We start from the raw sequence: 24023 nt of genomic DNA on the forward strand, positions 1-24023 counted from the left end.
TCCGCTTATAGTCGCTGAAAAGCACAGTCAATTAACTATTTTACATCGAATCTTACATAGTCCCGGTGCGCGACGCACACAATCCGCCCGGGACGCCTGGAGGAACCCAGCGTGACCACCACCCGAACCTCCCCTCCCTCGCTCGACCACGACGTGGTCGTCGTCGGTTCCGGCGCCGCGGGGCTGGCCACCGCGGTGACCGCGGCCCACCACGGCCTGCGGGTCGCGGTCCTCGAACGCGCCGACGTATGCGGGGGCGCGACGGCCTGGTCCGGCGGCTGGATGTGGGCACCGGGCAACCCGCTCGCCCGCGCAGACGGGGTCCGCGAGGAGACCGACGAGTTCCGCACCTACCTCCGCAACGCGCTGGGCGAGGACTACGAGCCGACACGTGTGGACGCCTTCCTCGCCGCCGCCCCGGAGATGGTGCGGTTCTTCCACGAGCGCACGGCACTGACGTTCGCCCCGGGCTCGAAGATCTGCGACGTCTACGGCGACCTCCCCGGCGCGGGCACCGGACACCGCTCGGTCGCACCCGCTCCCGCCGACCTCCGCAGGCTCGGGAGCGACGTGGCGCGGCTCCTGCGCCCCCAGCTCTACGAGACCTCGTTCCTCGGGATGGGAATCATGGCCGGGCCGGATCTCGCGGGATTCCTGGCCGCGTCGCGCGGCGACGTCCGGGGACTGCTGCACGCCGCCCGCCGGGTGACCCGGCACCTGGTGGACCTGGCGAGCAAGCGTCGCGGCATGCAGCTGGTCAACGGCACCGCGCTGATCGCCAGGCTGCTGCGCTCTGCCCTGGACCTGGGCGTCGAGATCCGGGTGTCCACCGAGGTCACCGGACTGACCACCGAGAGCGGCCGTGTCACCGGCGTGCTGGCGTCCACTCCGGACGGCCCGGTGCGGATCTCGGCATCGCGGGGCGTGGTGCTGGCCGCCGGCGGCTTTCCGCAGGACGAGAACCGCCGCCTCGCCCTGTTCCCGCGCGGTGAACGGCACTGGAGCCTGGCGCCGGCCACCGCCGACGGCTCGGGCATCACCCTCGGTGAGTCCGCAGGCGGCCGGTTGCGCACCGACCTCGCCTCCCCCGCCGCCTGGTGCCCGGTCTCCCTGGTGCCCTACCGCAACGGCCGCACCGGCGTGTTCCCGCACATCATGGACCGGGCCAAGCCGGGCAGCATCGGCGTGCTGCGCAGCGGGCGCCGATTCGTCAACGAGGCCAACGGTTACCACGACTACGTCTCCGCGATGATCGCCGCCACCCCGGCTGGCGAACCGGTGCAGTCCTGGCAGATCGCCGATTCCCGGTTCGTCCGCCGCTACCCGCTCGGCATGGCCAAACCCCGTCCGGTCCCGCTGTTCCCCTACCTGCGCAGCGGATACCTGCAGCGCGGCCGCACGATCGAAGAGCTCGCCCGCAAGTGCGGCATCGACGCAGCCGAGCTCACCGCGACCATCGCGGAGTTCAACGCCGCCGCACGTCGTGGCGAGGACCCCGCGTTCGGACGTGGCTCCACGCCCTTCAACCGGTACGGCGGCGATCAGGCCGTCGCGCCGAACCCGTCGCTCGCCCCGCTGGAGAAGGGGCCGTTCTACGCGGTGCGGGTCGTACCTGGCAGCTTCGGCACCTTCGCCGGGCTCGCCACCGACGAGCGCGCGCGGGTCCTCAACGCCCAGGACGACCCGGTTTTAGGGCTCCACGCCGTCGGATGCGATCAGGCGAGCGTGCTGGGCGGCCACTACCCCGCCGGAGGGATCAACATCGGACCGGCCATGACGTTCGGCTGGATAAGCGGCCGCGAGCTCGCGGGTTCGCACGCCCGGATCGGGAGGACCGCGTGAGCTACCCGGCGGGCGCGGTCGCCCTGATCACCGGTGGTGCCAGCGGGATCGGCGCCGCGACCGCCGCGAAGCTGCGCGGCGACGGCGTCCGGGTCGTCACCGCTGATGTCGCGCCAGGGGCGGACGAGAAGCTCGACGTCACCGATCCCGACGCCGTCGCCGCGCTCGTGCGGGACATCGGTCCGCTCGGAATCCTCGTGCACAGCGCGGGAATCGTGGGTCCCTCCCGGCCGCTGGCCGAACTCGATCTCGACGAGTGGCGGCGCACGTTCCAGGTCAACGTCGACGGCACGTTCCTGCTCTGCCGCAGCGTCGTCCCGGGCATGGTGCGCGCTGGATGGGGCCGGATCGTGAACCTGGCGAGCATCGCCGCCAAGGACGGCAACCCGGCGCAGAGCGCCTACTCGGCCTCGAAGGCCGCGGTCGTGGCGCTGACGAAGTCGTTGGGCAAGGAACTCGCCACGACCGGCGTGCTGGTCAACGCGGTCGCCCCGGCGGCGGTGGCGACCCAGATGAACGCGCGCACCGATACCGCCGTGCTCGCCCGCTCGCAGGCGTTGACCCCGATGGGCCGGTTCGGCCAAGCCGACGAGATCGCCGAGCTCATCGGATGGCTGTGCTCGGAGCAGCTCAGCTTCTCAACCGGGGCGGTCTACGACGCCAGCGGCGGCCGCGCGACCTACTGACGAGAGGACCGGTGACCACGTGGAGATGCGGTGGATCGACGCGTTCCTGGCCGTCGCGGAGGAACGCCACTTCGGACGCGCGGCCGAACGGCTGCACATGGCCCAGTCCCCACTGAGCCAGACGATCAAGAAGCTGGAGAAGCACGTCGGCACACCGCTCTTCGAGCGCACCACCAGAACCGTGGCGCTGACCTCCGCCGGGCACGCGTTCCTCCCGCACGCCCGGCGGATCGTTGGTGAAGCCGACCTCGCCCTGCGCGCCACCAGCGCCAGCCCGGGTGAGATATACGGGCAAGTGCGCCTGGGGTTCTCGGGTGCGCTCAACCACCTCACGCTCCCGCGGCTGACCCGCGCGCTGCGCACCGAGCACCCCGGAGTCGCCCTCCACCTGGTCGACCGGGTGACCACCGAGGACGCGGTCGGGCTGATCGAACACGGGACGCTCGACGTCGCGTTCGTCGGCCTTCCTGCGCCGGGCGCGCTGCCGAGTCGCACGATCTCCGAGGAGGTCCTCGGTGCCGCGTTGCCCTCCGACCACCGGTTGGCCACGCGGGGACGCCTCTCGCTGCTCGAACTCGCCGACGAGGACTGGGTTCTCATGCCGGGCCAGTCCGCCCTGCGCGCGGTGATCCTCACCGCCTGCCACGCAGCCGGTTTCCGGCCCGTGGTCGCCCAAGAAGTCAAGGACCCCTACGTCGTCCTCTCACTGGTCGCCGGCGGTCTCGGGGTGTCGCTGGCTCCCACCTGCCTCCAGCCGATCATGCCGGCCGGGGCGGTGTGGGTACCGCTCGAGGGCACTTCCCCTCGGCTGCGGAGCGCGCTGCTCTGGCATCCCGAGCGGGTCACCGACGCCATGCGCGCCCTGCTCGACGTGGCGTCCGAAGTGCTGCCCACCATCGAACAATGTGCGATCGGCACATGATGTCTGACCAACCATGTATTGGACTCGGCACAATCTCCGGGCGAAGCTGATGAGTGTTCAGCACTCAACCTCCGACGACACGGGAGTCCTTCCGACATGGGCACTTTTGCGGTGATCTACACCTACGGCACCGACACCGACACCGAACGCGACGCGATCCGGCCGCAGCACAAGGACTTCCTCGCCGATCTGCACGCCACTGGCAGGCTGCGGATCTCCGGACCGATCGACTCGGGAGCCGGAGCGCTGCTGGTCCTCGAGGGCGAATCCGCAGCGGAGATCACCTCCGCGCTCGACGAAGACCCGTTCCGCAAGCACGACCTGATCGCCGACCGCTCGGTGCGGGAGTGGACCATCGTGTTCGGCGGCCTGCGGTGAAGGTCGCCCGCACGCTCGCCCGCGAGCGCATCGAGATCCAGGACGTGGCGCTGCCGCATCCCGGTCCGGGCGAAGCGCTCGTCCGCGTCCACACCGTGACGCTGTGCGGCACCGACCTGCACATCTGGGAGGACGACTACGCCACCGAACTGCCGATCGTGCAGGGACACGAGATCGCCGGCGTCGTGGAGTCCGCCCCGCCCGGTAGCGGCGTCCGGGCTGGTGATCGGGTTGCGGTCTCGCCCATGCGCTGGTGCGGGGCCTGCTACGCGTGCGGCATCGGGCGGGTCAACGCGTGCCGGAACTCGTCGTGCCTCGGCTGCTACGAGGACGGCGGGCTCACCGAGCTGCTGCCCGTCCCCCTGGGCGATCTGCACCCGGTCCCCGAGAACCTGCCCACCGGCCTCGCAGCTCTGGCCGAACCGGCAAGCATCGCGATGCAGGCGGTGCTGCGAGGACGGCCGGAGAAGGGCGAGCAGGCGCTGGTCCTGGGCTGCGGTCCGATCGGACTGCTGGCGACCTTGCACCTCACCTCGCTGGGTGTCGACGTCATCGCCGCCGACACCACCCCCGAGCGCAGCGAGTTCGCCAGGCTATTCGGCGCCACCAGCACCGTCGTGGTCGAACCCGATCAAGCCCTCGCGCTTCCCGCAGAGCCCTCGTTGGTGATCGAGGCCACCGGGTCCCCTGCTGCGTTGACCACCGCCGTGGACGCGGTCACCACCGCGGGACGCGTCGTGCTCGTCGGTATCTCCGACAGGTCGGTGACGCTGTCCATGCGCACGCTGCCGGTCAAGGACATCGACCTGCTCGGCAGCCGCAACAGCCAGCGCCGCATCGGCGAGGCCCTCGAACTGCTCGACGAGCACCGCGACGCGGCCACCGCGCTGATCACCCACCGCTTTCCGTTCGACCGCATCGATGAGGCCTTCCCGCTGCTGCGATCCCGATCCCAGCTGGTCGGCAAGGTCGCCGTGGAGCTGATGACCTCATGAGCCTGTTCACCTCAAGCCCTCGCGCCCACTACGACGTGGCGATCATCGGCAGCGGCGCCGCCGGGTTGACCGCCGCTGTGGCCGCCGCCGACGCGGGCCTGGCCACTGTCGTCCTGGAGAAGGCCGAGCAGCTCGGCGGCACCTCCGCCGTCGGCGGTGGAGTCATCTGGGCACCCGGCAACCACCTCATGACCGAGGCCGGATTCGAGGACTCGGCCGAGGCCGCCAAGGCCTACCTCCACGCCGGCAGCGGCGGCCGGATGAGCGCGGCGGAGATCGACCGGTACGTGACGACCGCGCCCGAGGCCGTCCGGTTCCTCAGCGACGTCGGGGTGCGCATGCGGGCCCTCGCCCGCCCGGACTACCACCCGGAGTGGGCAGGCGCCGCCTCCGGCCGCGGCCTCGACCAAGAACCCTTCGACCCGCACCCCTGGCCGGGTCTTGCGGAACTGCTCCGACCGCCGACCTACTTCCCCCTGATCACCATGGCCGAGCGCGACGCTCTCGCCGGGGCGCCGATCGACGCCGAACTGCTCGATCGCCGTGCAGCTGCGGGCGTGCGCACCATGGGTGGCGCGCTGGTAGGGCGGCTACTGGTCGCGGCGATCGAGCGCGGTGTCCACGTCGTCGCACCGGCCCGGGTGACGGGCCTGGAACGCCGGGACGGCGGGTGGGACGTCACCGTCGGCAGCACCGGGACCCGCGCCTCGTCGGTAGTGCTCGCCTCCGGCGGTTTCGAGTGGAATCCCGCTCTGCGCAAGGCTTTCCTCCCCTACCCCATCACTCCGATCAGCGCACCCAGCAACACAGGTGACGGACTGGTCCTCGGCCTGCGGGCGGGTGCCGCGGTCGATGAGATGACAGCGGTGTGGGGCGTGCCGGTCCTGACCCCGCCCACCGCCCGCTACGACGGCATGCCCTCGGGCCGGATGGGCAACGTCGAGATGACCCTCCCCGGCTCGATCACCGTGAACACCTCAGGACGCCGATTCGTCAACGAAGCGACGAACTACCACGACCTCAACCGGGCCTTCGGCGCGATCGATCCGGCTACCGGGCAACTCGCCAACAGCCCGGCGCTCCTCGTCTTCGACCAGGCGCACCTGGACCGCTACTCGGTGGCGGGTGCGTCGTCGGCGCAGCCGTGGATGATCCGCGCCGACACGCTCGACGAGCTCGCCCAGGTCGCGGGTATCGACCAGGACGGTCTGCTGACCACGGTCGGCGCCTTCAACGAGAACGCCCGCCAGGGCGCGGATCCTGTCTTCGGGCGAGGTGGGAGCCCTCAGGACCGTCACCTCGGCGACCCCGCCGTGAAGCCCAACCCATGCCTCGCTCCGGTCGAAAGCCCCCCGTTCTACGCCGTGCCCGTGCACGCAGGTGTCCTCGGCACCGCCGGCGGTCTCGCCACCGACGCCGACGGGCGCGTCCTCGATCACGCGGGCGACCCGCTTCAAGGTCTCCACGCCGCGGGAAACTGCGCCGCGACCCTGTTCAGGGACGCCTACCCCGGCGGCGGCGCAACGCTCGGCTCGGCCATCGTCCGCGCCCATCGAGTCGGCAAGCACCTCGCCCGAACCCGCGCTGCCGCCTGATCGAGAACCGAACAGGTCCAAACCCCGGCTTCGAGGCACGAACGCATCTCCCCGGCAGCGGCCTGAGACCCGTCATGCCGAGCTGAGCCCTGGTGCGTGCCCGCGTGCATTGCGCGGGCACGCACCAGGCGTGGAGTTCGAAGATCCCTCCCAGCACGCTCAGGTCTTGGCACCGGCACGCTCGCCGGGTCGTTGACGCGCACGTGCAAACGTAGAGTCCGCTGTGGCTGGAGCAGTCCGGAAGTGCGCGAGCTCCGACTGCGCTTGTTCCTTGGCTTCTGGCGCGCGACGACAGCCTCCAGATCAGGCATCACCGCGTCCGCGGGCCTGCGCAACAACCACGGATTGTCGACTGGAACCGCTAGCAACGAGCGGGGTGGCGAGCTTTATCGGCACGAAGGTCAACTCCTGTCGGGTAGGGCTGGTGATGGCGAGTTCGTCACGGGTAGAGTCCGCGCAGCTGGTGGGCCAAAGCCACGCGTTCAACCGCGAGCGCGGTGGCGGCCTTGCGCAATGAAACGTGGCGTTCGGCAGCGAATTCGCACACGCTCTGCCACGCCGCACTCATCCGGTTCGCGAGCCGAGAACCGACCTCGTCCTCGCTCCACCAGTACGACTGGTTGGCCTGCACCCATTCGAAGTAAGACACGATCACGCCACCAGCATTGGCGAGGATGTCCGGAACGACCAGCACACCATTGTCGAGCAACACCTCGTCGGCTTCGGAGTGGTGGGGCCATTGGCTCCCTCCACGACGATTCCGGCGCGGACCCGGTGCGCGTTGCGCGTCGTGATCACCGACTCGACCGCGGCGGGCACCAGGACGTCAACGTCCAGTTCCAGGAGCTCTTCGTTGGACGTCTTGTCCGCTCCGGCGAACCCGACCACGGTGCCCGTGCCGTCGACGTGGTCGGCGAGGTCCGCGATGTCGAGGCCGCGCGGGTGATGCACGGCCCCGTACTGGTCACTGACGGCGACGACCCGTACACCGGCCTCGACGAGCAGGTGCGCCGCGCCACGACCGACCTTGCCGAAGCCCTGCACGGCCGCCGATGAGGTGGCCGGATCCAGTTCACGCGACCGCAGGGCCTCAAGCACGACGTGGACGACTCCCTGCGAGGTCGCGCTCGCACGTCCGCGGGACCCACCGAGACTGAGCGGCTTGCCGGTGGCGACCCCGAGCACGGTGTGGCCCTTGTTCACCGAGTAGGTGTCCATGAGCCACGCCATCGTCTTGTCGTCCGTGCCGATATCCGGCGCTGGGATGTCCTGGTTGGGCCCGAGGACCGGCACCATCTCGCTGGTGTAGCGGCGCGTGACTCGCTCGGGCTCCGCCGATGAGTACTCACGGGGATCGATGCGAACCCCGCCCTTCGCGCCGCCGTAGGGCACGTCCACCAGTGCACATTTCCACGTCATCCACATGGCCAGCGCGCGCACTTCATCCAGAGTCACACCCGGGCTGAACCGCAATCCGCCCTTGGCCGGGCCCCGCGAGAAGTTGTGTTGCACGCGGTGGCCGGTGAACAGCTCGGTGCTCCCGTCATCGCGCCGCAGCGGGATGCTGACCGTCACCTCGCGACGAGGCGTGGCGAGCATGGAGTGGAGGCCCTCGTCGTAGCCGAGGATCTCGATCGCGTCAGCCAGCTGCGTCCGGGCGTCCTCCAGTGGATTCGACGGTGCGCTGACTGCTGGATCTGCGAGCTGCGTCATCAGCCTCTTCCTCACGACAGTGGGCGGAACTGAACCGACGTTAAGCAGCTGCGATCACCTAGGGCAGTGCCATTTCGCACTCAGTTCGGACTTCTGTTAGTGCAGAATGGCAGCCATGGTGAGTGTTGCCGACGTCCTGAACACCGATGTCGTCCTGCACGCGGTCGCCTGTCCGCTGCCAGAGGCACAGGTGCGGTGGGTCGCGACCAACGAGATTCCCGATCCTCGGCCGTTCCTGGAGGGCGGTGAGCTTCTCCTGTTCACCGGCCTCGAAACAATGGACTGGTCGCCGTCGCGGTGGTACCGCTACGCCGAGCACCTCCGCGAGGCCCGTGTTGCGGCGCTCGGGATCGCTACCGGACTCACGCACGCCGATGTGCCCGAGGGGCTGCGGAGCGCCTGCGCGGCCCTCGGGGTCAACCTGCTCGCCGTACCGATGGAGACCAGCTTCGTCTCGATCAGCCAGGCAGTCGCGAGCCTGCTCGAGGACTCCGACCGAGCGGCGGCGCGCGATGCGGTCGCCCTGCAACGGCGCCTCGCCCAAGCCGCGCGTCGCCGCGACGCGGCAGACTCGATCGCCGACGAATTGGCCGGATATGTTCGCGGCACGGTGTGGGTGCTGGGCCCCGACGGCAGGACCATCTCCGAAACCTCGCCTGATCCGACAGGACTCGCCGAGGTCAGGAATGAGGTCGTCGGGCTGCTACCGCACGGCCTGGGCGCCTCGGCAAACTGGTCGTCGCCGGAAGCCTCGACTGTCGTGCAACCCATCGGGTTGCGTGAGCCTCCGGAGGCCTACGTCGCGGTCCGCACGCCGGCCCCGCTGACCGAGTACCAGCGCACCGCGGTGCTCACCTCGATGTCGTTGCTGAGTCTGGAGCTCGAACGCCGCCTCGAGCAGCGAGAGTCCGCGCGAACGTTGCGCAGGCGAGCCTTCGACCTCCTTTTGCAAGGCGAAGCACGGACCGCCGAGGTGGTGCTCGCGGCCGCCGATCCGGAAGGAACGGCCCAAAGTCTCCCCAAGTCGGTCAAGGTCATTCGGCTCCGGGGGCCTCGCGAAGAACTGCGCCGAGCCCTCAGCCGTGCCGAAACAGCGCCGGCCCGGTACGGGTCGGTCGCGGCTTTGGCACCGGAGAAGGACGAACTCCACGTGCTGTGCACCGCTGTGACGGCCGATACCTGGACCAAATCGCTCTGGAGCGAGGCCCTCACCATCGGCATCGGCAGTTCGACCGTTCGGATACTGGTTAGGAGTTCCCCCGAACGAGCAGATCTGAAAAGGCCCCCGAACCGATGCAGCGCACCATCTCCCTTGGCGACGGCGCGTGCCTGGACATCACCCGGCACCGCAGCGGCGCATGGACCCTGAACTACACCGCCCACGGCCGGGACGGCATCACCGTTGCCCTCGCCGACGACGCCGACGCCCGGCGCGCCATCACCTGGTTGCTCGCCGGGGCCATGCAACCGGAGATTGACCTTGACTAGATGACGCCCCCAGGACCGTTCTAACAACCCCTGGGGTCGTTCTAACAACCCCGGGGGGTGCACACATGGCAGGTAAGAAAGGCCGGTCCGGTACCGACCGCAGCACCACCCGCCCTCACGGCTTTTCGATCACCGCGGCGACGAACTTCATCCGATCTGCGCAGGCCCCGGGGGTGACCCCCTCCCCCCCCGGGGAAGCCGGACACCGGGAGATGCTGGTCCTCGCGGTGCCCACGACCGTGCGGGCGTTGCGTTTCCGCAGGGCACGGAGAGAACTGGGCTGGCCGAGGATCCCTCAGCCAGCCCAGCACCCGACGGCTGCGAAGTCGTCGCCCACCCATGCTTAGAGGTGCTAACAGATTGAGTTGTTCTTGAGTTTGCGCCAGCAGATGATGCTGCAGCCGAGGCTGAGGAAGGCTTCATGGATGTCATCGCGGATCTCCCAGCGGATGCGCAGGCGCCGGAACCAGTGCAGCAGCGCGATGGTCTGTTCGACGACGTATCGGTGCACGCCGAGTCCGGAGCCGTGTTCGGTGCCGCGTTCGGCGAATCGTGGTTGGATTCCCTTGGTTCGGGCGAGCTTGCGGTACTTGTCGTAGTCGTAGGCCCGGTCGGCGTAGAGCGCCTCGGGTCGCTTGCGTGGGCGGCCTTGCCGTCCGCGCACGGGCGGGACGGCTTCGATCAGAGGCATCAGCTGGGTGACGTCATGGCGTTGCCCGCCGGTGAGCGTGGCCGCCAGCGGCGTTCCACCGCCGTCGACGATCACATGATGTTTCGACCCGGTTCTGGCTCGGTCTACCGGACTGGGGCCGGTTTTGGGCCCCCTTTTAACGCTCGTAGGTGGGAGCCGTCTACCGCCGCACGTGACCAGTCGATCAATCCGGCGGCGTTCAGCTCGGCCAGCAGCACCTCGTGCAACTGCTGCCACACGCCGGCTTCGGTCCAGTCCCGCAACCGTCGCCAGCAGGTCATGCCCGACCCGTACCCGAGTTCCTGCGGAAGGAACTCCCACGGCATGCCCGTGTACAGCACGAACAAGATCCCACACAACGCCTTGCGATCGTCCAGCCGCTTGCGACCAGGGTTGCGAAACCGCCGCTCGACCACCGGCAACAAAGGCTCGATCCGGTCCCAGAGCCCGTCCTCGACTTCCCACGGCCTGCGCTGCGCCACACCAACCCCAACCAGACGATCCCACGACGACCTCAAGATCAAACCACATCCAAGATCATTCTGTTAGGACCTCTTAGAGACCCCGATGGGACCGCCGATCAACGTCAACCGCAGGTGCCGGAACGATAAGCAAACGAACCAACCTCGCCAAATGGGCATCGCCTAGCCATTGGCCGTCCAACTCCATCGGATTACAGAGATCCGTCGTTCGCTCATCTCCGATCACCTCGGCGGGCGCGGGCGTAGCGCACACCGGCGACCACGAACACGGCGAGTCCTGCTGCGGTGGCCATCGCGACCGGCAGCGGATGGACCCCGCTGGACTCGCCGACGGCGGCGAGACAGATGGCCATCATGCCGCCGTTGAGCACCGAGACCGCGAGATCGACCCGCGCTGCTCGGAGTCTTGGGTTCCGGGTCACGGCGGGGATGGTGAAACGGTTTCGTGATCAGCGGCAAATCAGTCAGGCACGGGTGTGGGGCAGGCCATACTTAGAAGTGGACTTCACGTGCTCAGGAGACCTTCAGCGCCCCGACGTCATGGGCTACATGGCCGCCGACGACGGTTGCTCCCACGGTCAGTTCTCCAATGCGTTCAGGTTCCACACGCAACAGGTCGTCGCTGAGGACCACGAAGTCGGCGAGCATGCCGCGGGAGAGGGTTCCCTTGATGTGTTCCTCGTGGACGGCGTGGGCCGAGCCGATCGTGTACGCGCGCAACGCCTCCTGCACCGTCACGGCCTCATGCGGCGCGATCGGCGCACCAGAGGCGGTCCGCCGGTTGACCATGTCGTGGATGCTCAGCAGCGGAGCCGAAGCGACCACGGGAGCGTCCGTAGAGCCCGGCAGCTCCACACCAGCGTCCAGGAACGACCGCATTCGGTAGGCCAGCTTGCCCCGGACCGGACCGAGGGCCGCGAGCAGACCGTCACCGATCTCCGACAGGAACCGGCCCTGTGGTACCGGAATCAGGCCGAGCGCGGCGATCCGGGCGACCTGCGCGTCGCTCGTCACCGCCGCGTGTTCGATGCGGTGGCGCACATCCGTACGCGGGTGCAACCACTGCGCCTGCTCGTACGAGTCGAGGACGACGTCCAGGGCGGCGTCCCCGATGGCGTGCGTGGCGACCTGCCAGCCGCAGCGGTGTGCCTCGACGATGTACCGACGGATCTGCTCGGCCTCGTACTGGAGCAGTCCGCTGTTCCCTGGCGAATCGTGGTAGTCGCAGCACATCGCGGCGGAACGACCGATCAGCGAACCGTCCGAGAGGATCTTGGTCGGTCCGATGCGCAGCCACTCGTCGCCGAAGCCGGTACGCAAGCCGAGATCAAGGCCGTACCAGGTGACACCTGGTTCCACAGCGCCGCAATCGTGCAGTGCGGTGATGTAGGGCATGACCGTCATCCGGACGCCGAGAGCGCTTCGTTCGCGCGCCCGCATGTAGGCGTCCAGATCGGCCGGTCCGTTGCCGATTCCGTCGACGACGCCGATGCCTGGTTCGGTCACACTGGTCAAGCCGACCGCGAGGGCGGCCTGCGAACCGGCGGCGATGTTGGCGGACCACTGCTCGCTCGGCTCCGGCCTAAACACCCGCTCGACCAGTTGCATCGCCGTCTCCTGGAGCAACCCCGCGGCCCGCCCGTCCTCGTCGCGCACGACGTGGCCGCCAGGCACCTCGGGTAGTGCGGTGCGATCGGTGAATCCAGCTCGGGCGAACGCCTCCGTGCTGGCGACGGCCATGTGGTGCGAGGTGTGCACCAGCCAGACCGGCCGGCCCTGAGCGGCCCGGTCCAGTTCCTCAGACCTCGGATGAGCGCCGATCTTGTTCTGGTCGTACCCCGCCCCCAGTACCCACGCGCCGCCAGGCAGCGCCGCGGCCCGCTCGGCCACGGCCTTGTACAGCGCGTCAAGGCTGGGCGCCGAGGTGTAGGACACGTCCAGTTCACGCAGGCCTTTACCAACCAGACTCAAGTGGTGATGCGCGTCGTTGAAGCCCGGCACGGCGTGCGCGCCGCCGAGGTCGACGACGACGTCCGCGGAGCTGCCCTCCAACTCCTCGTCGAGTGCGACAATCCGGCCGCCCAGCACACCGACTGCGCGAGCGGTGGGGCGGTCCGGGTCGAGGGTGGTGAACCGTCCATTGTGGAACACCGCATCGAGGCGCAAATTCCTCAACTCCTTCTTGTTTGGAAGACATCAGACGGACGCCGCAGCGTGCCGCTCCTGAGCTGTGCGCAGCGCGGTGAGCCGGGCGAGCGCAGCGACACAGACCGTGGTGATCAGCAGCAGGGCCGTGTAGAACACGACCACGGGCCAGATCGAGCCGCTGGCGGTCAGCAAGGCCTGAGCCACGAAGGGCGTTGTGCCGCCGATGAGAGTCGAGCACAGCTGGTACGACAGTGAGATTCCGGTGTAGCGGACCCGGGAAGTGAACGAGCGGGCGAGGAATCCGGCTAGAACGGCGTAGTAGCCGGAGCCGGCGATGGTGGCAAGCGCGATGCCGCAGAAGACGAGCACTGGCTGCGCGGTATTGACCAGCAGGAACATCGGCACCGCAAGGACGACGCTGACCAGCAGTGAGCAAACCATGAACCGGGCCTCGCCAACTCGCTCGGAGATCAGCGCTGCGAGCGGCTGCCACACGAACTGCACCACCGAGATCCCGAGCAGGACGTAGAGCATCGTCTGCCGGTTCATGTGCAGTTCGTTGGTGGTCCAGGAGAGCACGAAGGTGTTCGTGAAATACGCGGAAGAGATGCCCATGATCGAGGCACCGATACCGAGCAGCACGCTGCGCCAGGCGGTCCGCAGCACCTCGGCGATCGGCAGCTTCACCACCTCGCCGCTCTCCCTGATCTGCTCGAATTCGTCCGACTCCTCAACCTTCATGCGGATCACGAGACCGACCACGACAAGCACGCCTGACAGCAGGAAAGGCACCCGCCAACCCCACGAGGCGAAGGCCGCGTCATCCAGGGTTCCGGCGGCCAAAAAGACCACGGTGGCCAGAATCGCCCCGGCCGGAGAACCCTGCTGCACCAGCATCGCGAAAAGTGACCCGCGGCCCTTCGGCGCGTTCTCGGACGCCATCAGCACCGCACCGCCCCATTCACCACCGACGGCAATGCCCTGAACCGCTCGAAGCAATGCCAGCAGCAACGGCGCGGCGATCCCGATCTGCGCGTGTGTGGGAACCAGGCCGATGAGGAACGTCCCGACGCCCATCATCAGCAGCGTGATGACCAAGGTTGTCTTGCGGCCCATGCGGTCGCCCAGGTGACCGAAAACGATGCCGCCGAGCGGCCGGGCGAGGAAACCGACCCAGAACGTCGCGAAGGAGGCGAGTACACCGGCGGCGGGCGAGACGGCGGGGAAGAACAGCTTTCCGAAGACGAGCGCGGACGCCGTTCCGTAGATGTAGAAGTCGTACCACTCGATGGTGGTGCCGACGAACGAGGCAAGACCCGCGCGACGGGCTTGCCGCGAAGCACCGGCGAGGGCTGGGCGTGGGACGTTCATGGGGCCTCCGGCGGACTCGGCGTTCACGACAAGGACCTATGTGGAATAGCGGTAGTTTGAGTTCGGCCGCCGATGCTGTCTAATACTTGCTTCCTAAGATCCCCATGCCTTCGAGGCATACCGGCATTCAGGAGGTCGTCATGGAACTGCGGGTGCTGCGCTACTTCCTCGTCGTCGCCGACGCCGAGTCGGTCACCGCCGCTGCCCGCCAGTTGCACATCGCCCAACCCTCCATCTCGCGCCAGTTGAGCGCCCTGGAGAAGGACCTAGGCGTCGTCCTCTTCAACCGCGGCGCCGGTTCACTGACGCTGAACGCCGCTGGTCGCCGCTTCCGCCCCATCGCCCAGGACCTGGTGCGCCGCGCGGAGCAGGCCACCGAGACGATGGCAGCCGCAGGCCAGGGCGAAAGGGCGGCGCTGACTGTGGTCGCTCCGCCCGCGACAGTCGCGTACCTGCTCGCCCCGTTCATGGCAGGCGGCGACACGGCGGGGCCCGCGCTCCACGACGCCATCCAGGAGGAGCCGAGCAAGGTCTTCGACACGCTGCTGCTCAGCGACGCCGACATCGGCATCTCCACCAACCCGGCCCCCGCCCCGCTGGAATCGGCGTTCCTCGGCCGCACTCCGGTGATGGCGCAGGTGCCCGCCGATCACCGCTGGGCCGGGCGCACCACGATCAGCCTCTCTGAACTGGTCACCGACCCACTGATCCTGATGACGCGCGCCAACGCGGCCCGGCTGGTCGTCGACGATGCCGTCAACCGCGCGGGCCTTACCCCCGCCGGTGTCGCCGAGACCGGCTCCTCCGCCTTCGCCCAAGCACTGGCCGCAGCGGGCCGAGGGGTGTGCCTGGTTACCGACCAGGCCCGCTTCGACCTGCGGGAGCTGATCGTGGAAGCTCCCGATGGCCCGTTGATCGTCCCCCTGTACGCGGGCTGGGACGCAGCGCACTACGCGCGCTCGGCGATCCACGCTTTGGTCGACGGCCTGCGCGCCTACTGCCACCAGCACACGCAGCGGTACCTGGAGCTGTCGCCGTAAGACATCGCGAGTCGACATCGGTCGAACGACCGATGTCCGGCGTGCGAGCCGTCCCTACTGTCCTCGCCACCGTCGCCGACCAGGAACGAACGAGGAGTGGCAGTGAACGGCAAGATCGCAGTGGTGACCGGTGCCGCCGGAGGAATCGGTGCCGTTTTCGCCGACCGGCTGGCGGGGCTCGGCGCGACCGTCGTGCGCGCCGACCTCGACCACGACGCCGAGACCGACGACCGGCTGCACCTTGACGTGGCAGAGCCCGCCTCGTGGGACCGGCTGCGGGACCTGGTGCACGAGCGGTTCGGGCCGGTGGACCTGCTGGTGAACAACGCCGGCATCAGCGCCCGGACGGACCTGCTCACCACCACCGACGAGGACTTCACCCGCGTGCTCGCCGTGAACGCCTTCGGCCCCTGGCGGGGTATCAGAACCTTCGCCGAGGACCTCGCGCGCACGCGTGGCGTCGTGATCAACGTCGGCTCGATCTACGGGGTCACCACCCCACCCGCCGACGCCGACACCGTTCCCACGTCGGTGGCCTACCAGATGAGCAAGGCCGCAGTGCACCAGCTGACCAAGATCGCCGCGGTGGAGCTCGCGCCGCGCGGGATCCGCGTGAACGCGGTGCTACCCGGAGTGTTCCGCACTCCCCTGCTCGACCACCTCCCGCCGGCGGCGCTGGACGCGCGGATCTCCGGCGCACCGATGTTCCGCCCCGGCGAGACCGACGAGCTGGCGAACGCGCTCACGTTCCTCGCCGGCCCCGAGTCCTCGTTCGTCACCGGTGTCCTGCTGCCCGTCGACGGCGGCTACCTGGCAGCTTCCTGACCCCGACCGGCCCCTCCCGAGGAGCGAACCCCATGACGGCACAACACAACAGACCCCCGGCGACCGGCACCCGGCCCGGGCTCAAGCTCCGCGCGGTCATCTCCGGCAGCGTCGGAAACCTGCTCGAGCAGTACGACAATCTCGTCTACGCCTACTCGACCGTGTACCTCAGCGCCCACTTCTTCGTGGGCGGCTCCACTTCAGCCCTGCTGTCCACATTCGCGGTCTTCGCAGTCGGCTTCCTCGCCCGGCCGCTCGGAACCATCTTCTTCGGCCACATCGGCGACAAACTGGGCCGGCGACCGGCGCTGATCGCGAGCGTGATCCTCATGGGCGCGGCGACCGTCCTCATCGGACTGCTGCCGGGCTACCAGACGATCGGGCTCGCCGCGCCCGTGCTGCTGGTGGTGTTGCGGCTGTTCCAGGGATTCGCCGTGGCCGGCGAGTGGGCAGGATCCGCCGCCATGCTCGTGGAATACGCCGGCCCGCGCTCACGGGGCCGCTACGGCAGCCTCAACCAGGTCAGCACCGCGGCCGGCTTCCTGGTCGCCGCGGCAGTGGTCGCCCTCAACTCACTGTTCTGGAGCGAGCAAGGCATGCTCGACTTCGGCTGGCGGGTGCCGTTCCTGATCGGTGCCGTGACCGCGCTCGTCGCGCTGCTGCTGCGCTTCGGCCTCGAGGACACGCCCGCCTACCAGGCGCAGGCGGCAGCCGGCACCACGAGCGACAGCCCGCTACGACTGGCCTTCCACACCCAGAAGACCGCAATGGCACGCGGCTTCTTCTTCACCGTGAGCTGGACGGTGGCCTACTTCTTCTTCCTCACCTACCTGCCGACCCATCTGCGCAAGCAGGTCGGCCTGGATTCGAGCACGGTCGAGGCCTCGAACATCGTAGGACTCGTCGTGCTGACGGTCGCGATCTTCGGCTTCGGCGTCCTCTCCGACCGAATCGGGCGGAAACCGCTGCTGCTCATCGGTTCCGGCGGGTTCGTGCTCCTCAGCTTTCCGGTCATGTGGCTGTTCCAGACCGGAAGCGTCGCGGGCGTGTACCTCGGTCAGGTGCTGATCGCGCTCGTCCTCGCTGCGTTCTCCGGTCCCGGCCCCGCCACGCTCGCCGAACTGTTTCCCACCAACGTCCGGTATTCGGCACTGGGCATCGGCTACAACTTCTCCGTCATGGCCTTCGGCGGCACGGCGGGATTCATCGCCACCGCGCTGATCGACGTCACAGGCAACGCGCTGGTCGTGGCCGCGCTGCCCACGGCTGCGGCGGTCATCACCTTCGTCACCGTGTGCTCGATGCCGGAAACCTACCGAACCGAACTGAAGTGAGATCGACCATGAGCGAACACAGCAATCCACGGCTGATCGTCGTGCAGGGCAGCTACCGGCAGATGGGCGAGGACCTCGGCGCGCGCACTGCGGATCTCATCGCGCGCAGCCTGGAGACCTACACAGGCCGGTTCCGCGACGACGCCGGACTCAGCAACGCCGACATCGACCGCTGGGGCCGGGTGTACCTCGACGTCGCCGCCTCCTACTCCCCCGAGATCGCCGCGATGCTCGAGGGCATGGCCACGGGTTCCGGGCACCCCGCGCACCGGCTCGCCGCGCTCAACGCACGCACGGAAATGCTGTACGGCACCGGCTACCGCGACGAAGGGTGCACGTCGCTGTCAGTCCTGCCCCGCTACGCGGAGAACGGCCACACCCTGCTGGCCCAGAACTGGGATTGGCATCCCGAACAGGCTGCAGCAACGTTCCTGCTGGCCACCCGCGACGAGACCGGGTTCCGCGTGCTGTCACTGACCGAGGCGGGCATGCTCGCCAAGAGCGGCCTCAACTCCGCGGGGCTCGGAGTGTGCGCCAACCTGCTGGTCTCCGACCTGGACCGCGGCGGTGCCGGTGTGCCGTACCACTACCTGCTGCGCGGCGCGTTGCAGGCCAAGACGATGTCCGGCGCGCACAAGCAGCTGCTGCCCGTCGAGAGGATCTCCTCCGGCAACGTGCTGCTCGCCGACGCGGGCGGCGAATCCATCGACTTCGAACTCGCGCCCGGAGTCTTCGGCACCCTTGTTCCCCAAGGCGGTCTGCTCACCCACTCCAACCACTTCCAGGCACAGTTGCCACTGCACGACCGGAAAGCCGCGACGAGCGCCCTCACGCTGCTGCGTCCGGTACGGGCCAGGCACCTTCTCGAACCCGCGCTCGAGCAACGCCGGGTGCGGGTGGCCGACATCGTGGCGACGCTGCGAGACGAGTGGTCCTATCCGGACGGCATCTGCCGCCACCCCGATCCCGACGTCCCGGCCTCCGAACGCGTGGCCACCGTCTATTCCCTGGTCATGGACCTGACCGACCGGGTGCTGTGGATCGCGCCCGGTCCCCCGAGCAGCCGCGGCTACGCGCGCTGGGAGCTGGACACCCTCTTCGACGACCCACGCGTCGCGCCGGTGGAGTTCCCGCCCGACACGCAGTCCACACCCGAGGTGGTGTCCGCATGATCCGTGGAACCGTCTGCCTGACCTTCGATTTCGACGCCATCTCGCTGTGGATCGCGCGCGGCCAAACCACGCCTGGCCCGATCTCCCGAGGCGAGTTCGGCGCGTACGCGATCGACCGCATCCTCGCGCTGCTTCACCGCACCGAGGTCCCGGCCACGTTCTTCATCCCAGGGCACACGCTGGAGACCTACCCAGCCCAGTGCGCGGCCATCGCCGAGGCGGGTCACGAGATCGCGCTGCACGGCTACGCACACGAGCCGGTGACCACCTTGGACAGAGAATCCGAGGTGGCCGTGAACCGGCGATCGGCCGAGCTGATCGAAGCGCTGACCGGACACCCGCCCGCGGGACACCGCACCCCGAGCTTCGATTTCACCGACAGCACGGTCGCGATCCTCACCGAGCTCGGCGTCGAATACGACTCGTCGTTGATGGGCACCGACTTCGAGCCCTACCTCGCGCGCTCCGGTGACCGGTGCGAGGTCGATGGGCCGTACCTCTTCGGCGACACCGCACCGGTGGTCGAACTGCCCGTCTCCTGGACGCTGGACGACTACCCGCACCTGGAATTCGTGCGCACGTCGCAGTTCGTGATGCCAGGGCTCCAGGACGCCGAGACCATGTTCGCCCGTTTCCTCGGCGACGTCCGTTACATGGCGAACACCGTCGCGGACGGGGTCGCGACCGTGACGCTGCACCCTCAAGTCATCGGCCGGGGCGCGCGCATGGTCGCGCTCGAGCAGTTCATCACCGGCTGCCACGAGCTCGGCGTCGCCTTCGAGTCGTGCGTCGATGTCTCCCGGCGGGTCCGCCCCGCTTTGCTAGGAGGGTGAACGTGGCAGCGAAGCGGTCGGTCCTGATGATCGGAGCGCAGGGAGGCATCGGCCGTGCCGTGACGAGTCGGCTGGAGGCGGCGGGCTACACGGTCACCGGCGTCGACCTGCCCGAACTCGACCTCGCCGAGCGGGACGTCGTTGCGACGCACGTGGCGCGGCTGTGGGCCGAGCACCGCGGTTTCGACGCGCTTGTCCACGCGGCGGGCGTCTTCCCCGCAGCGCCGGTGACAGCGAGCGACGAGGATCTGTTCGACCGAGTCATGGCCGTCAACACGCGCTCGGCGCTGAGCGCCGGGGCGCAGTTCGTCCGCGACTGCGTGGCCGAAGCCCGGCCGGGAACGCTGGTATTCGTCAGCAGCGGCGCCGCCAGCCGAGCACGGCCGGGCACGGCGGTCTACGCGGCGTCCAAGGCGGCGCTCGATGCGTTGGTACGCGGCTTCGCACTTGAGCACGGCCGCGACGGGATCCGGTGCTGCGCCGTGGCTCCCGGGTTCGTCGACGTTGCCTCGGCCATCAACCCCGTGCCCCGGTCGTACGTGGAGGAGGTTCGCGCGGCCAGCGTCCAGGGCCGGATTGGCCGTCCTGACGACATCGCCGCCGTGATCGCCTGGCTGCTCAGCGAGGACGCCTCTTGGGTCAACGGGCGCACCGTGCCCGTTGATGGCGGTGATGGCATCGGCTCGGTGACCGCCCCGACGTGGCTCAGCTGAGCACGGGCGGCACCAGCCTCCGGTTGGTGCCGCCCGAGATGCGGTACGCCAAGTGCGGGTGGCCGCGCGTCGGGTCGTCGGTGTCGTCGGGGTAGCTGAGCCCGTGCTGACCGCGCCCCACGAACTGATGCGCTCCTGTCACTCCGAACGACGACGTCGATCGCAACCGCTCTTGCACGGCCGCGAAGTCCCACGGCCTGCTGACCAGACTCCACGCCTGGGCCAGGACATTCACCATGTCGTAATGCACCGCCGCGGCCGCGAGCCCCGGATCGGCCCCGAAGGCCGCGCGGAACCGCCGCTCGAACCCGTCGCACACGGGACTGTCCACGTTGCCGATCACCGTAGACCACACCAGGCCCTCGCTGACTTCACCGAACCGCCTGGTGAAACCCGGGGCCACCGGCGACCACGCGGCATGCACCAGCGCGTGCTCGCGCAGCGCCCCGGCGGTGGACAGGAACGCGCGCAGTGTCGGCTCAGGGAAGATCGACAAGGACACGGCATCCGGCTCGGCCTGTTCCAGCCGCCGGATGAGGCCGCTGAAACTCGCGGTGCGGTCCGGAACCGATTCGAGGAACACGAGCTTCCAGCCGGCCTCTGCCGCTTGGCGCTGCACGCGATCGAAGACTCCCGTGTCGAACGTGCTCTCCCGCTGGAGCACGGCCAGCCTCCGGCGCCTCGGCCGGAACGAACCGCTGTCCTCCAGGTACCGGACCGTCCGCAACAAACCCGGCACATAGGCGGATTCGGTCGAGCAGACCTGGAACACGGCACCCAGGCCATCGGGGTCCGCGCGCACGTCTTCGGACAGGACTGCCCCGGTCATGCTGTGCAGCACCGGCGCTCCGGCAGCTGCCGAGGCCGCGACCGCAGGTCGCGCGAACGGCAGCGGAAAATTCCCCAGCATGATGGCGTCCACGCCGCGCGCGGTGAGCGCCGTGACCGCTTCCAACAGCTCCTCTGACGTCGCGGCAACGGTCACGTGCTCGACACGGCGACCCGCGATGCCACCGCGCGCGTTGAGCTCCTGCACCGCGAGCTTCGCCCCGCGGCGCATCGCCACGACGTCTCCGCCGGCCGACGGGTTCGCCGGGTACACCGCGCCGAGCAGCGCCGGCCGGGGCCGCGGAGCACGCACTGCCACCCGCGGTGCTGTCACGGGACCACGCAGCACCGCGAGCAGCGGTCCAGGAAGCACCAGATCGGGGCTCGGCAAGGGCGCCACGTAGGCGTCCTCCGCAGCGATCAGCGTCGCCACAAGCGCACGGGAGGTGGCCCCGGTCTTGGCGAAGACGTGCTCAAGGTGTGTGGCCACCGTGCGGCGTGTGCAGCCGAGCGCCGAGGCAATCTCCTGGTTTCCCAGCCCGCTGGCAGCGCACGTGGCGACCTGCAGCTCGCGCACGGTCAGCCCGTAGGGGGCCTCGACGTCGACGATGTCGAGACGCGCGACGCGCCGCTGCGTGTCCGGCACATCGACTGTCACACGACGCACCCCGCTACCGGCGATGTCGAGGTAGCGCACGAACCCGCCGCCCAACGCGCGCACCGCACGCTTCGCCACGAGCACTAGATCCGGCCGCGCCGCGAAGAACGCCGCATCACTGCCGCTCCCGCGCCCGGATTCCGGTTGCAGCCACCGCCGCGCGCCATTGAACGGGATCATGTCGTCCACTGGTTCCACCACCGGAGCCTCCCTTCGTCGCCGACACCACGCCAACGGATCCGTCCTGGCAGAGGAAGTATCCACCCTGCTCGTGTCCAGATACCAGCGAATCTCGGTGGGCGTGCGTGGTGGCGGTGCGAGGGACTGACCCAAGACGATCGCTGGACGCAAGCGCCCGCGATCAGCACACCCGGAATTGAGCCGACGTGGTCTCAGCGATCGGAGGAATGACGAGTTCCCCGCCGGGCGGCACAGCGTGCACGCGTGCCGCCCGGGGATCTACCTCGCAGTAGCTGCCGCGCCGGGCATGGGCGCTAGCTTGTTGGCCTCGGCGACGGCGGCGTTCCAACTGAACTCGTTGTTGTCGCTGAAGTAGTAGTAGGTGGCGCCGTTCGGCATCATCGCGACCGTGATGCCGCCGTACCCCGACATGAACGGTACGTGGAAGGGGCTGGTGTAGGCGGGGTTGTCGGCGGAGGTGAATTCCTTTCCCCAGAAGCCGTTCTGGTACTTCATGGCCTTGGCGCCGGTGGTGGTCATGCCCCGGGCCTCCGGGTCGCGTTGCATGGTGGCCGCGAGCAGGGCTGGGTCGAGGATCTGTGTTCCGTTGACGGCGCCGTGGTCGTTGTTGAGGAACTTGGCGAACCGGGCGACGGAGTCCTGCGTCCAGAACATGCCGTACCCGCCGAAGGGTGCTCCGCCGGGGCTGTTGTCGGTGCGGGAGGAGACGAGCGAGTCGGGCCCGACACCGACGGGCTCGAGCACGTCATCACCGAGCATGTCGAAGATGTCGGCGTCCGAACCGGCCTTGTCCTGCAGGTAGTTGTTCATCGCGCGGGTGGCGAGGAAGGTGTCCGAGGTGTGGTAGACCCACTGGCCGCCGGGACTGGCCTTACGCGGGAAGGACAGGGCGAGTCGCATCTTGTCGGCGTAGGGCTCGGCTGCGAAGAAGTCCGCCATAATGGGGCCCGATTCGTCGATCTCGTAGCCTGGCGAGGTGTAGTTCCCGGTGGCCATGTCGAGAGTCTGGTCGAGGGTGACGCCGCTCCAGGCGGTGTTGCCGGCGATCTCGGGGATTCGGTCGGAGAGCATCTCCTGGACCACGGCATAGCCGTAGCGCTTCGCCAGACGCAGCATGGCTGCTCCCGCGAACGCCGACTTCGCGGTCGAGTACGAAGGCAACAACATCTGGCCGCAGAACGGGTACTCCCCTTGCCGGGTCCGGCAGTTGCCCACGTAGTGCACTCCGCCGAAGTAGAAGCCCAAGGTGCTCAGCGCGGACGGCGTGATGCCGGCGCCGAACTTCGCCACGTCCACCCCACTTTCCGGGTAGTCGGTGGCCAGCGCCGAGACGGGCTTGGTCGGGAGCCGGTCCCCGACCTCGGAGGCGTATGCGTCGCGCAGGTTCTCGGCGCCGTCGACGGGGCCGGGCCGGTAGGTGGCCGGCACCTGGCCCCACATGTCGAACTGGAAGTACTCGCAGGTCTCCGTGGTGATCTGGTAGCGAACTTCGGAGACCGATGTGGCGTCGAAGAGGAACGTCAGGGCGCCGTTGTGCACGCAGTTCGCGTTGCGCTCGACGAGCGCGAACGGCAGTGAGGCGCGGGTGCGTTGACCGTCGCCGTCCTCGTTCCACGCGCGGCCGGGCCCCACCGCCAGGTTCCACGCCTGGTTCCCCGTGTACTGCAAACCGCGCTTCGCCGGGACGAGGTGACTACCGTTTTGCACCAGGGCGATGTCAACCGGTGGCAGGTGCCGGGTGGCCTCCGTGTCTCCGTATCCGTGCGGGTCCTTCAGTGCGCGGAAACCGCCTGTGGTGGAGAGACCGTTGAGCGTGAGGGTGCCTTCGAAGCTGTGCGTGGGTGGCGCTGCCTGGGCGGGGAGTGCGAAGGCGTTGTCGGGCACCGTGTCGGTGGCGGTGCCCTCGGTGAGTTGGCCGGCGGTGAGTTCGGCCCGGTTCACCGCACCGCTCCCGGTGAGCGGATCGCCCGGTACGGGCACGGCGTGGGCGGACGCCGCGATCGTCGGTGGCGAGACGGTGCACAGCGCCGCGAGCACGACAGTAACGGCGGTGGCACGGCTCAACCCTCGGCCATGGAAGGGTTTGGGCATGGAGCGTGTCCTCTCGG

Annotated in this window: 19 protein-coding genes and 1 pseudogene; 13 read left to right on the forward strand and 7 right to left on the reverse strand. The window is 68.8% G+C overall.

The annotated features are described in order from the left end of the window. The first annotated feature begins 111 nt into the window (after positions 1–111). The 6 genes from AB0J78_RS08680 (at position 112) to AB0J78_RS08705 (ending at position 6418) form a co-directional block, all read left to right on the forward strand. Positions 112–1842, forward strand: coding sequence for an FAD-dependent oxidoreductase (locus AB0J78_RS08680; protein WP_363788086.1), 1731 nt, complete (start codon positions 112–114; stop codon positions 1840–1842). After that, a complete protein-coding gene (locus tag AB0J78_RS08685) occupies positions 1839–2528 on the forward strand; it encodes an SDR family NAD(P)-dependent oxidoreductase (protein WP_363788087.1) in 690 nt (229 codons plus the stop codon). The genes AB0J78_RS08680 and AB0J78_RS08685 overlap by 4 nt, the downstream gene beginning before the upstream one ends. A 25-nt stretch (positions 2529–2553) precedes the next feature. Further along, positions 2554–3450, forward strand: a complete 897-nt coding sequence (locus AB0J78_RS08690; RefSeq protein ID WP_363788140.1) for a LysR substrate-binding domain-containing protein — start codon at positions 2554–2556, stop codon at positions 3448–3450. Positions 3451–3546: 96 nt separating this feature from the next. Then, positions 3547–3828 (forward strand): YciI family protein, encoded by a 282-nt coding sequence (locus tag AB0J78_RS08695; RefSeq protein WP_363788088.1) that lies wholly within the window; start codon positions 3547–3549, stop codon positions 3826–3828. Continuing rightward, a complete protein-coding gene (locus AB0J78_RS08700) occupies positions 3798–4823 on the forward strand; it encodes an alcohol dehydrogenase catalytic domain-containing protein (protein WP_363788089.1) in 1026 nt (341 codons plus the stop codon). The genes AB0J78_RS08695 and AB0J78_RS08700 overlap by 31 nt, the downstream gene beginning before the upstream one ends. After that, positions 4820–6418, forward strand: a complete 1599-nt coding sequence (locus AB0J78_RS08705) for an FAD-dependent oxidoreductase (RefSeq protein WP_363788090.1) — start codon at positions 4820–4822, stop codon at positions 6416–6418. The genes AB0J78_RS08700 and AB0J78_RS08705 overlap by 4 nt, the downstream gene beginning before the upstream one ends. A gap of 439 nt (positions 6419–6857) precedes the next feature. On the opposite strand, the pseudogene AB0J78_RS08710 reads toward AB0J78_RS08705, so the two are convergent. Further along, positions 6858–8131 (reverse strand): annotated as a pseudogene (locus AB0J78_RS08710) (Glu/Leu/Phe/Val dehydrogenase). Positions 8132–8246: 115 nt separating this feature from the next. Here AB0J78_RS08710 and AB0J78_RS08715 point away from each other — a divergent pair. Next, on the forward strand, positions 8247–9500 hold the full coding sequence (locus AB0J78_RS08715; RefSeq protein WP_363788091.1) for a PucR family transcriptional regulator ligand-binding domain-containing protein: 1254 nt from the start codon (positions 8247–8249) through the stop codon (positions 9498–9500). Between the two features lie 471 nt (positions 9501–9971). Here the strand turns inward: AB0J78_RS08715 and AB0J78_RS08720 are convergent. The 4 genes from AB0J78_RS08720 to AB0J78_RS08735 form a co-directional block, all read right to left on the reverse strand. Next, a protein-coding gene (locus AB0J78_RS08720; RefSeq protein WP_363788092.1) for an IS5 family transposase occupies positions 9972–10792 on the reverse strand; the annotation gives its coding sequence in 2 pieces (ribosomal slippage) (positions 9972–10447 and positions 10447–10792; 822 coding nt in all). Between the two features lie 212 nt (positions 10793–11004). Next, on the reverse strand, positions 11005–11214 hold the full coding sequence (locus AB0J78_RS08725) for a hypothetical protein (protein WP_363788093.1): 210 nt from the start codon (positions 11212–11214) through the stop codon (positions 11005–11007). 91 nt (positions 11215–11305) lie between these two features. Beyond that, positions 11306–12967 carry an amidohydrolase gene (locus AB0J78_RS08730; RefSeq protein WP_363788094.1) on the reverse strand — a complete coding sequence of 554 codons (1662 nt, stop codon included), beginning with the start codon at positions 12965–12967 and terminating at the stop codon, positions 11306–11308. Positions 12968–12988: 21 nt separating this feature from the next. Beyond that, positions 12989–14338 carry an MFS transporter gene (locus AB0J78_RS08735; RefSeq protein WP_363788095.1) on the reverse strand — a complete coding sequence of 450 codons (1350 nt, stop codon included), beginning with the start codon at positions 14336–14338 and terminating at the stop codon, positions 12989–12991. 113 nt (positions 14339–14451) lie between these two features. Between AB0J78_RS08735 and AB0J78_RS08740 the strand changes: the two genes are divergently transcribed. The 6 genes from AB0J78_RS08740 to AB0J78_RS08765 all read left to right on the forward strand — a co-directional run bounded on the left by AB0J78_RS08740 (position 14452) and on the right by AB0J78_RS08765 (position 20228). Further along, on the forward strand, positions 14452–15351 hold the full coding sequence (locus AB0J78_RS08740; RefSeq protein ID WP_363788096.1) for a LysR family transcriptional regulator: 900 nt from the start codon (positions 14452–14454) through the stop codon (positions 15349–15351). 102 nt (positions 15352–15453) lie between these two features. Next, complete coding sequence (locus AB0J78_RS08745) at positions 15454–16176, forward strand: SDR family oxidoreductase (RefSeq protein WP_363788097.1); 723 nt, start codon at positions 15454–15456, stop codon at positions 16174–16176. 32 nt (positions 16177–16208) lie between these two features. Next, positions 16209–17510, forward strand: coding sequence for an MFS transporter (locus tag AB0J78_RS08750; protein WP_363788098.1), 1302 nt, complete (start codon positions 16209–16211; stop codon positions 17508–17510). Positions 17511–17518: 8 nt separating this feature from the next. Then, positions 17519–18682, forward strand: a complete 1164-nt coding sequence (locus AB0J78_RS08755) for a C45 family peptidase (protein ID WP_363788100.1) — start codon at positions 17519–17521, stop codon at positions 18680–18682. Then, positions 18679–19515, forward strand: a complete 837-nt coding sequence (locus AB0J78_RS08760) for a polysaccharide deacetylase (RefSeq protein ID WP_363788101.1) — start codon at positions 18679–18681, stop codon at positions 19513–19515. The genes AB0J78_RS08755 and AB0J78_RS08760 overlap by 4 nt, the downstream gene beginning before the upstream one ends. Positions 19516–19517: 2 nt before the next feature. Then, on the forward strand, positions 19518–20228 hold the full coding sequence (locus AB0J78_RS08765) for an SDR family oxidoreductase (protein ID WP_363788102.1): 711 nt from the start codon (positions 19518–19520) through the stop codon (positions 20226–20228). On the opposite strand, the gene AB0J78_RS08770 is transcribed toward AB0J78_RS08765, so the two are convergent. Together AB0J78_RS08770 and AB0J78_RS08775 are read right to left on the reverse strand one after the other, a co-directional pair. Beyond that, positions 20221–21894, reverse strand: coding sequence for an ABC transporter substrate-binding protein (locus AB0J78_RS08770; RefSeq protein WP_363788141.1), 1674 nt, complete (start codon positions 21892–21894; stop codon positions 20221–20223). The genes AB0J78_RS08765 and AB0J78_RS08770 overlap by 8 nt on opposite strands. A 279-nt stretch (positions 21895–22173) precedes the next feature. Next, a complete protein-coding gene (locus AB0J78_RS08775) occupies positions 22174–24006 on the reverse strand; it encodes a hypothetical protein (protein WP_363788103.1) in 1833 nt (610 codons plus the stop codon). Positions 24007–24023: the final 17 nt, after the last annotated feature.

Source organism: Saccharopolyspora sp. NPDC049426 (assembly GCF_040676935.1).
GTDB lineage: Bacteria > Actinomycetota > Actinomycetes > Mycobacteriales > Pseudonocardiaceae > Saccharopolyspora.

Coding starts and splice junctions, on each gene's coding strand:
- AB0J78_RS08755 (WP_363788100.1), top strand. CDS start 17,519: ATGAGCGAACACAGCAATCCACGGCTGATCGTCGTGCAGGGCAGCTAC.
- AB0J78_RS08770 (WP_363788141.1), bottom strand. CDS start 21,894: ATGATCCCGTTCAATGGCGCGCGGCGGTGGCTGCAACCGGAATCCGGG.
- AB0J78_RS08750 (WP_363788098.1), top strand. CDS start 16,209: ATGACGGCACAACACAACAGACCCCCGGCGACCGGCACCCGGCCCGGG.
- AB0J78_RS08705 (WP_363788090.1), top strand. CDS start 4,820: ATGAGCCTGTTCACCTCAAGCCCTCGCGCCCACTACGACGTGGCGATC.
- AB0J78_RS08760 (WP_363788101.1), top strand. CDS start 18,679: ATGATCCGTGGAACCGTCTGCCTGACCTTCGATTTCGACGCCATCTCG.
- AB0J78_RS08690 (WP_363788140.1), top strand. CDS start 2,554: ATGCGGTGGATCGACGCGTTCCTGGCCGTCGCGGAGGAACGCCACTTC.
- AB0J78_RS08695 (WP_363788088.1), top strand. CDS start 3,547: ATGGGCACTTTTGCGGTGATCTACACCTACGGCACCGACACCGACACC.
- AB0J78_RS08775 (WP_363788103.1), bottom strand. CDS start 24,006: ATGCCCAAACCCTTCCATGGCCGAGGGTTGAGCCGTGCCACCGCCGTT.
- AB0J78_RS08715 (WP_363788091.1), top strand. CDS start 8,247: ATGGTGAGTGTTGCCGACGTCCTGAACACCGATGTCGTCCTGCACGCG.
- AB0J78_RS08740 (WP_363788096.1), top strand. CDS start 14,452: ATGGAACTGCGGGTGCTGCGCTACTTCCTCGTCGTCGCCGACGCCGAG.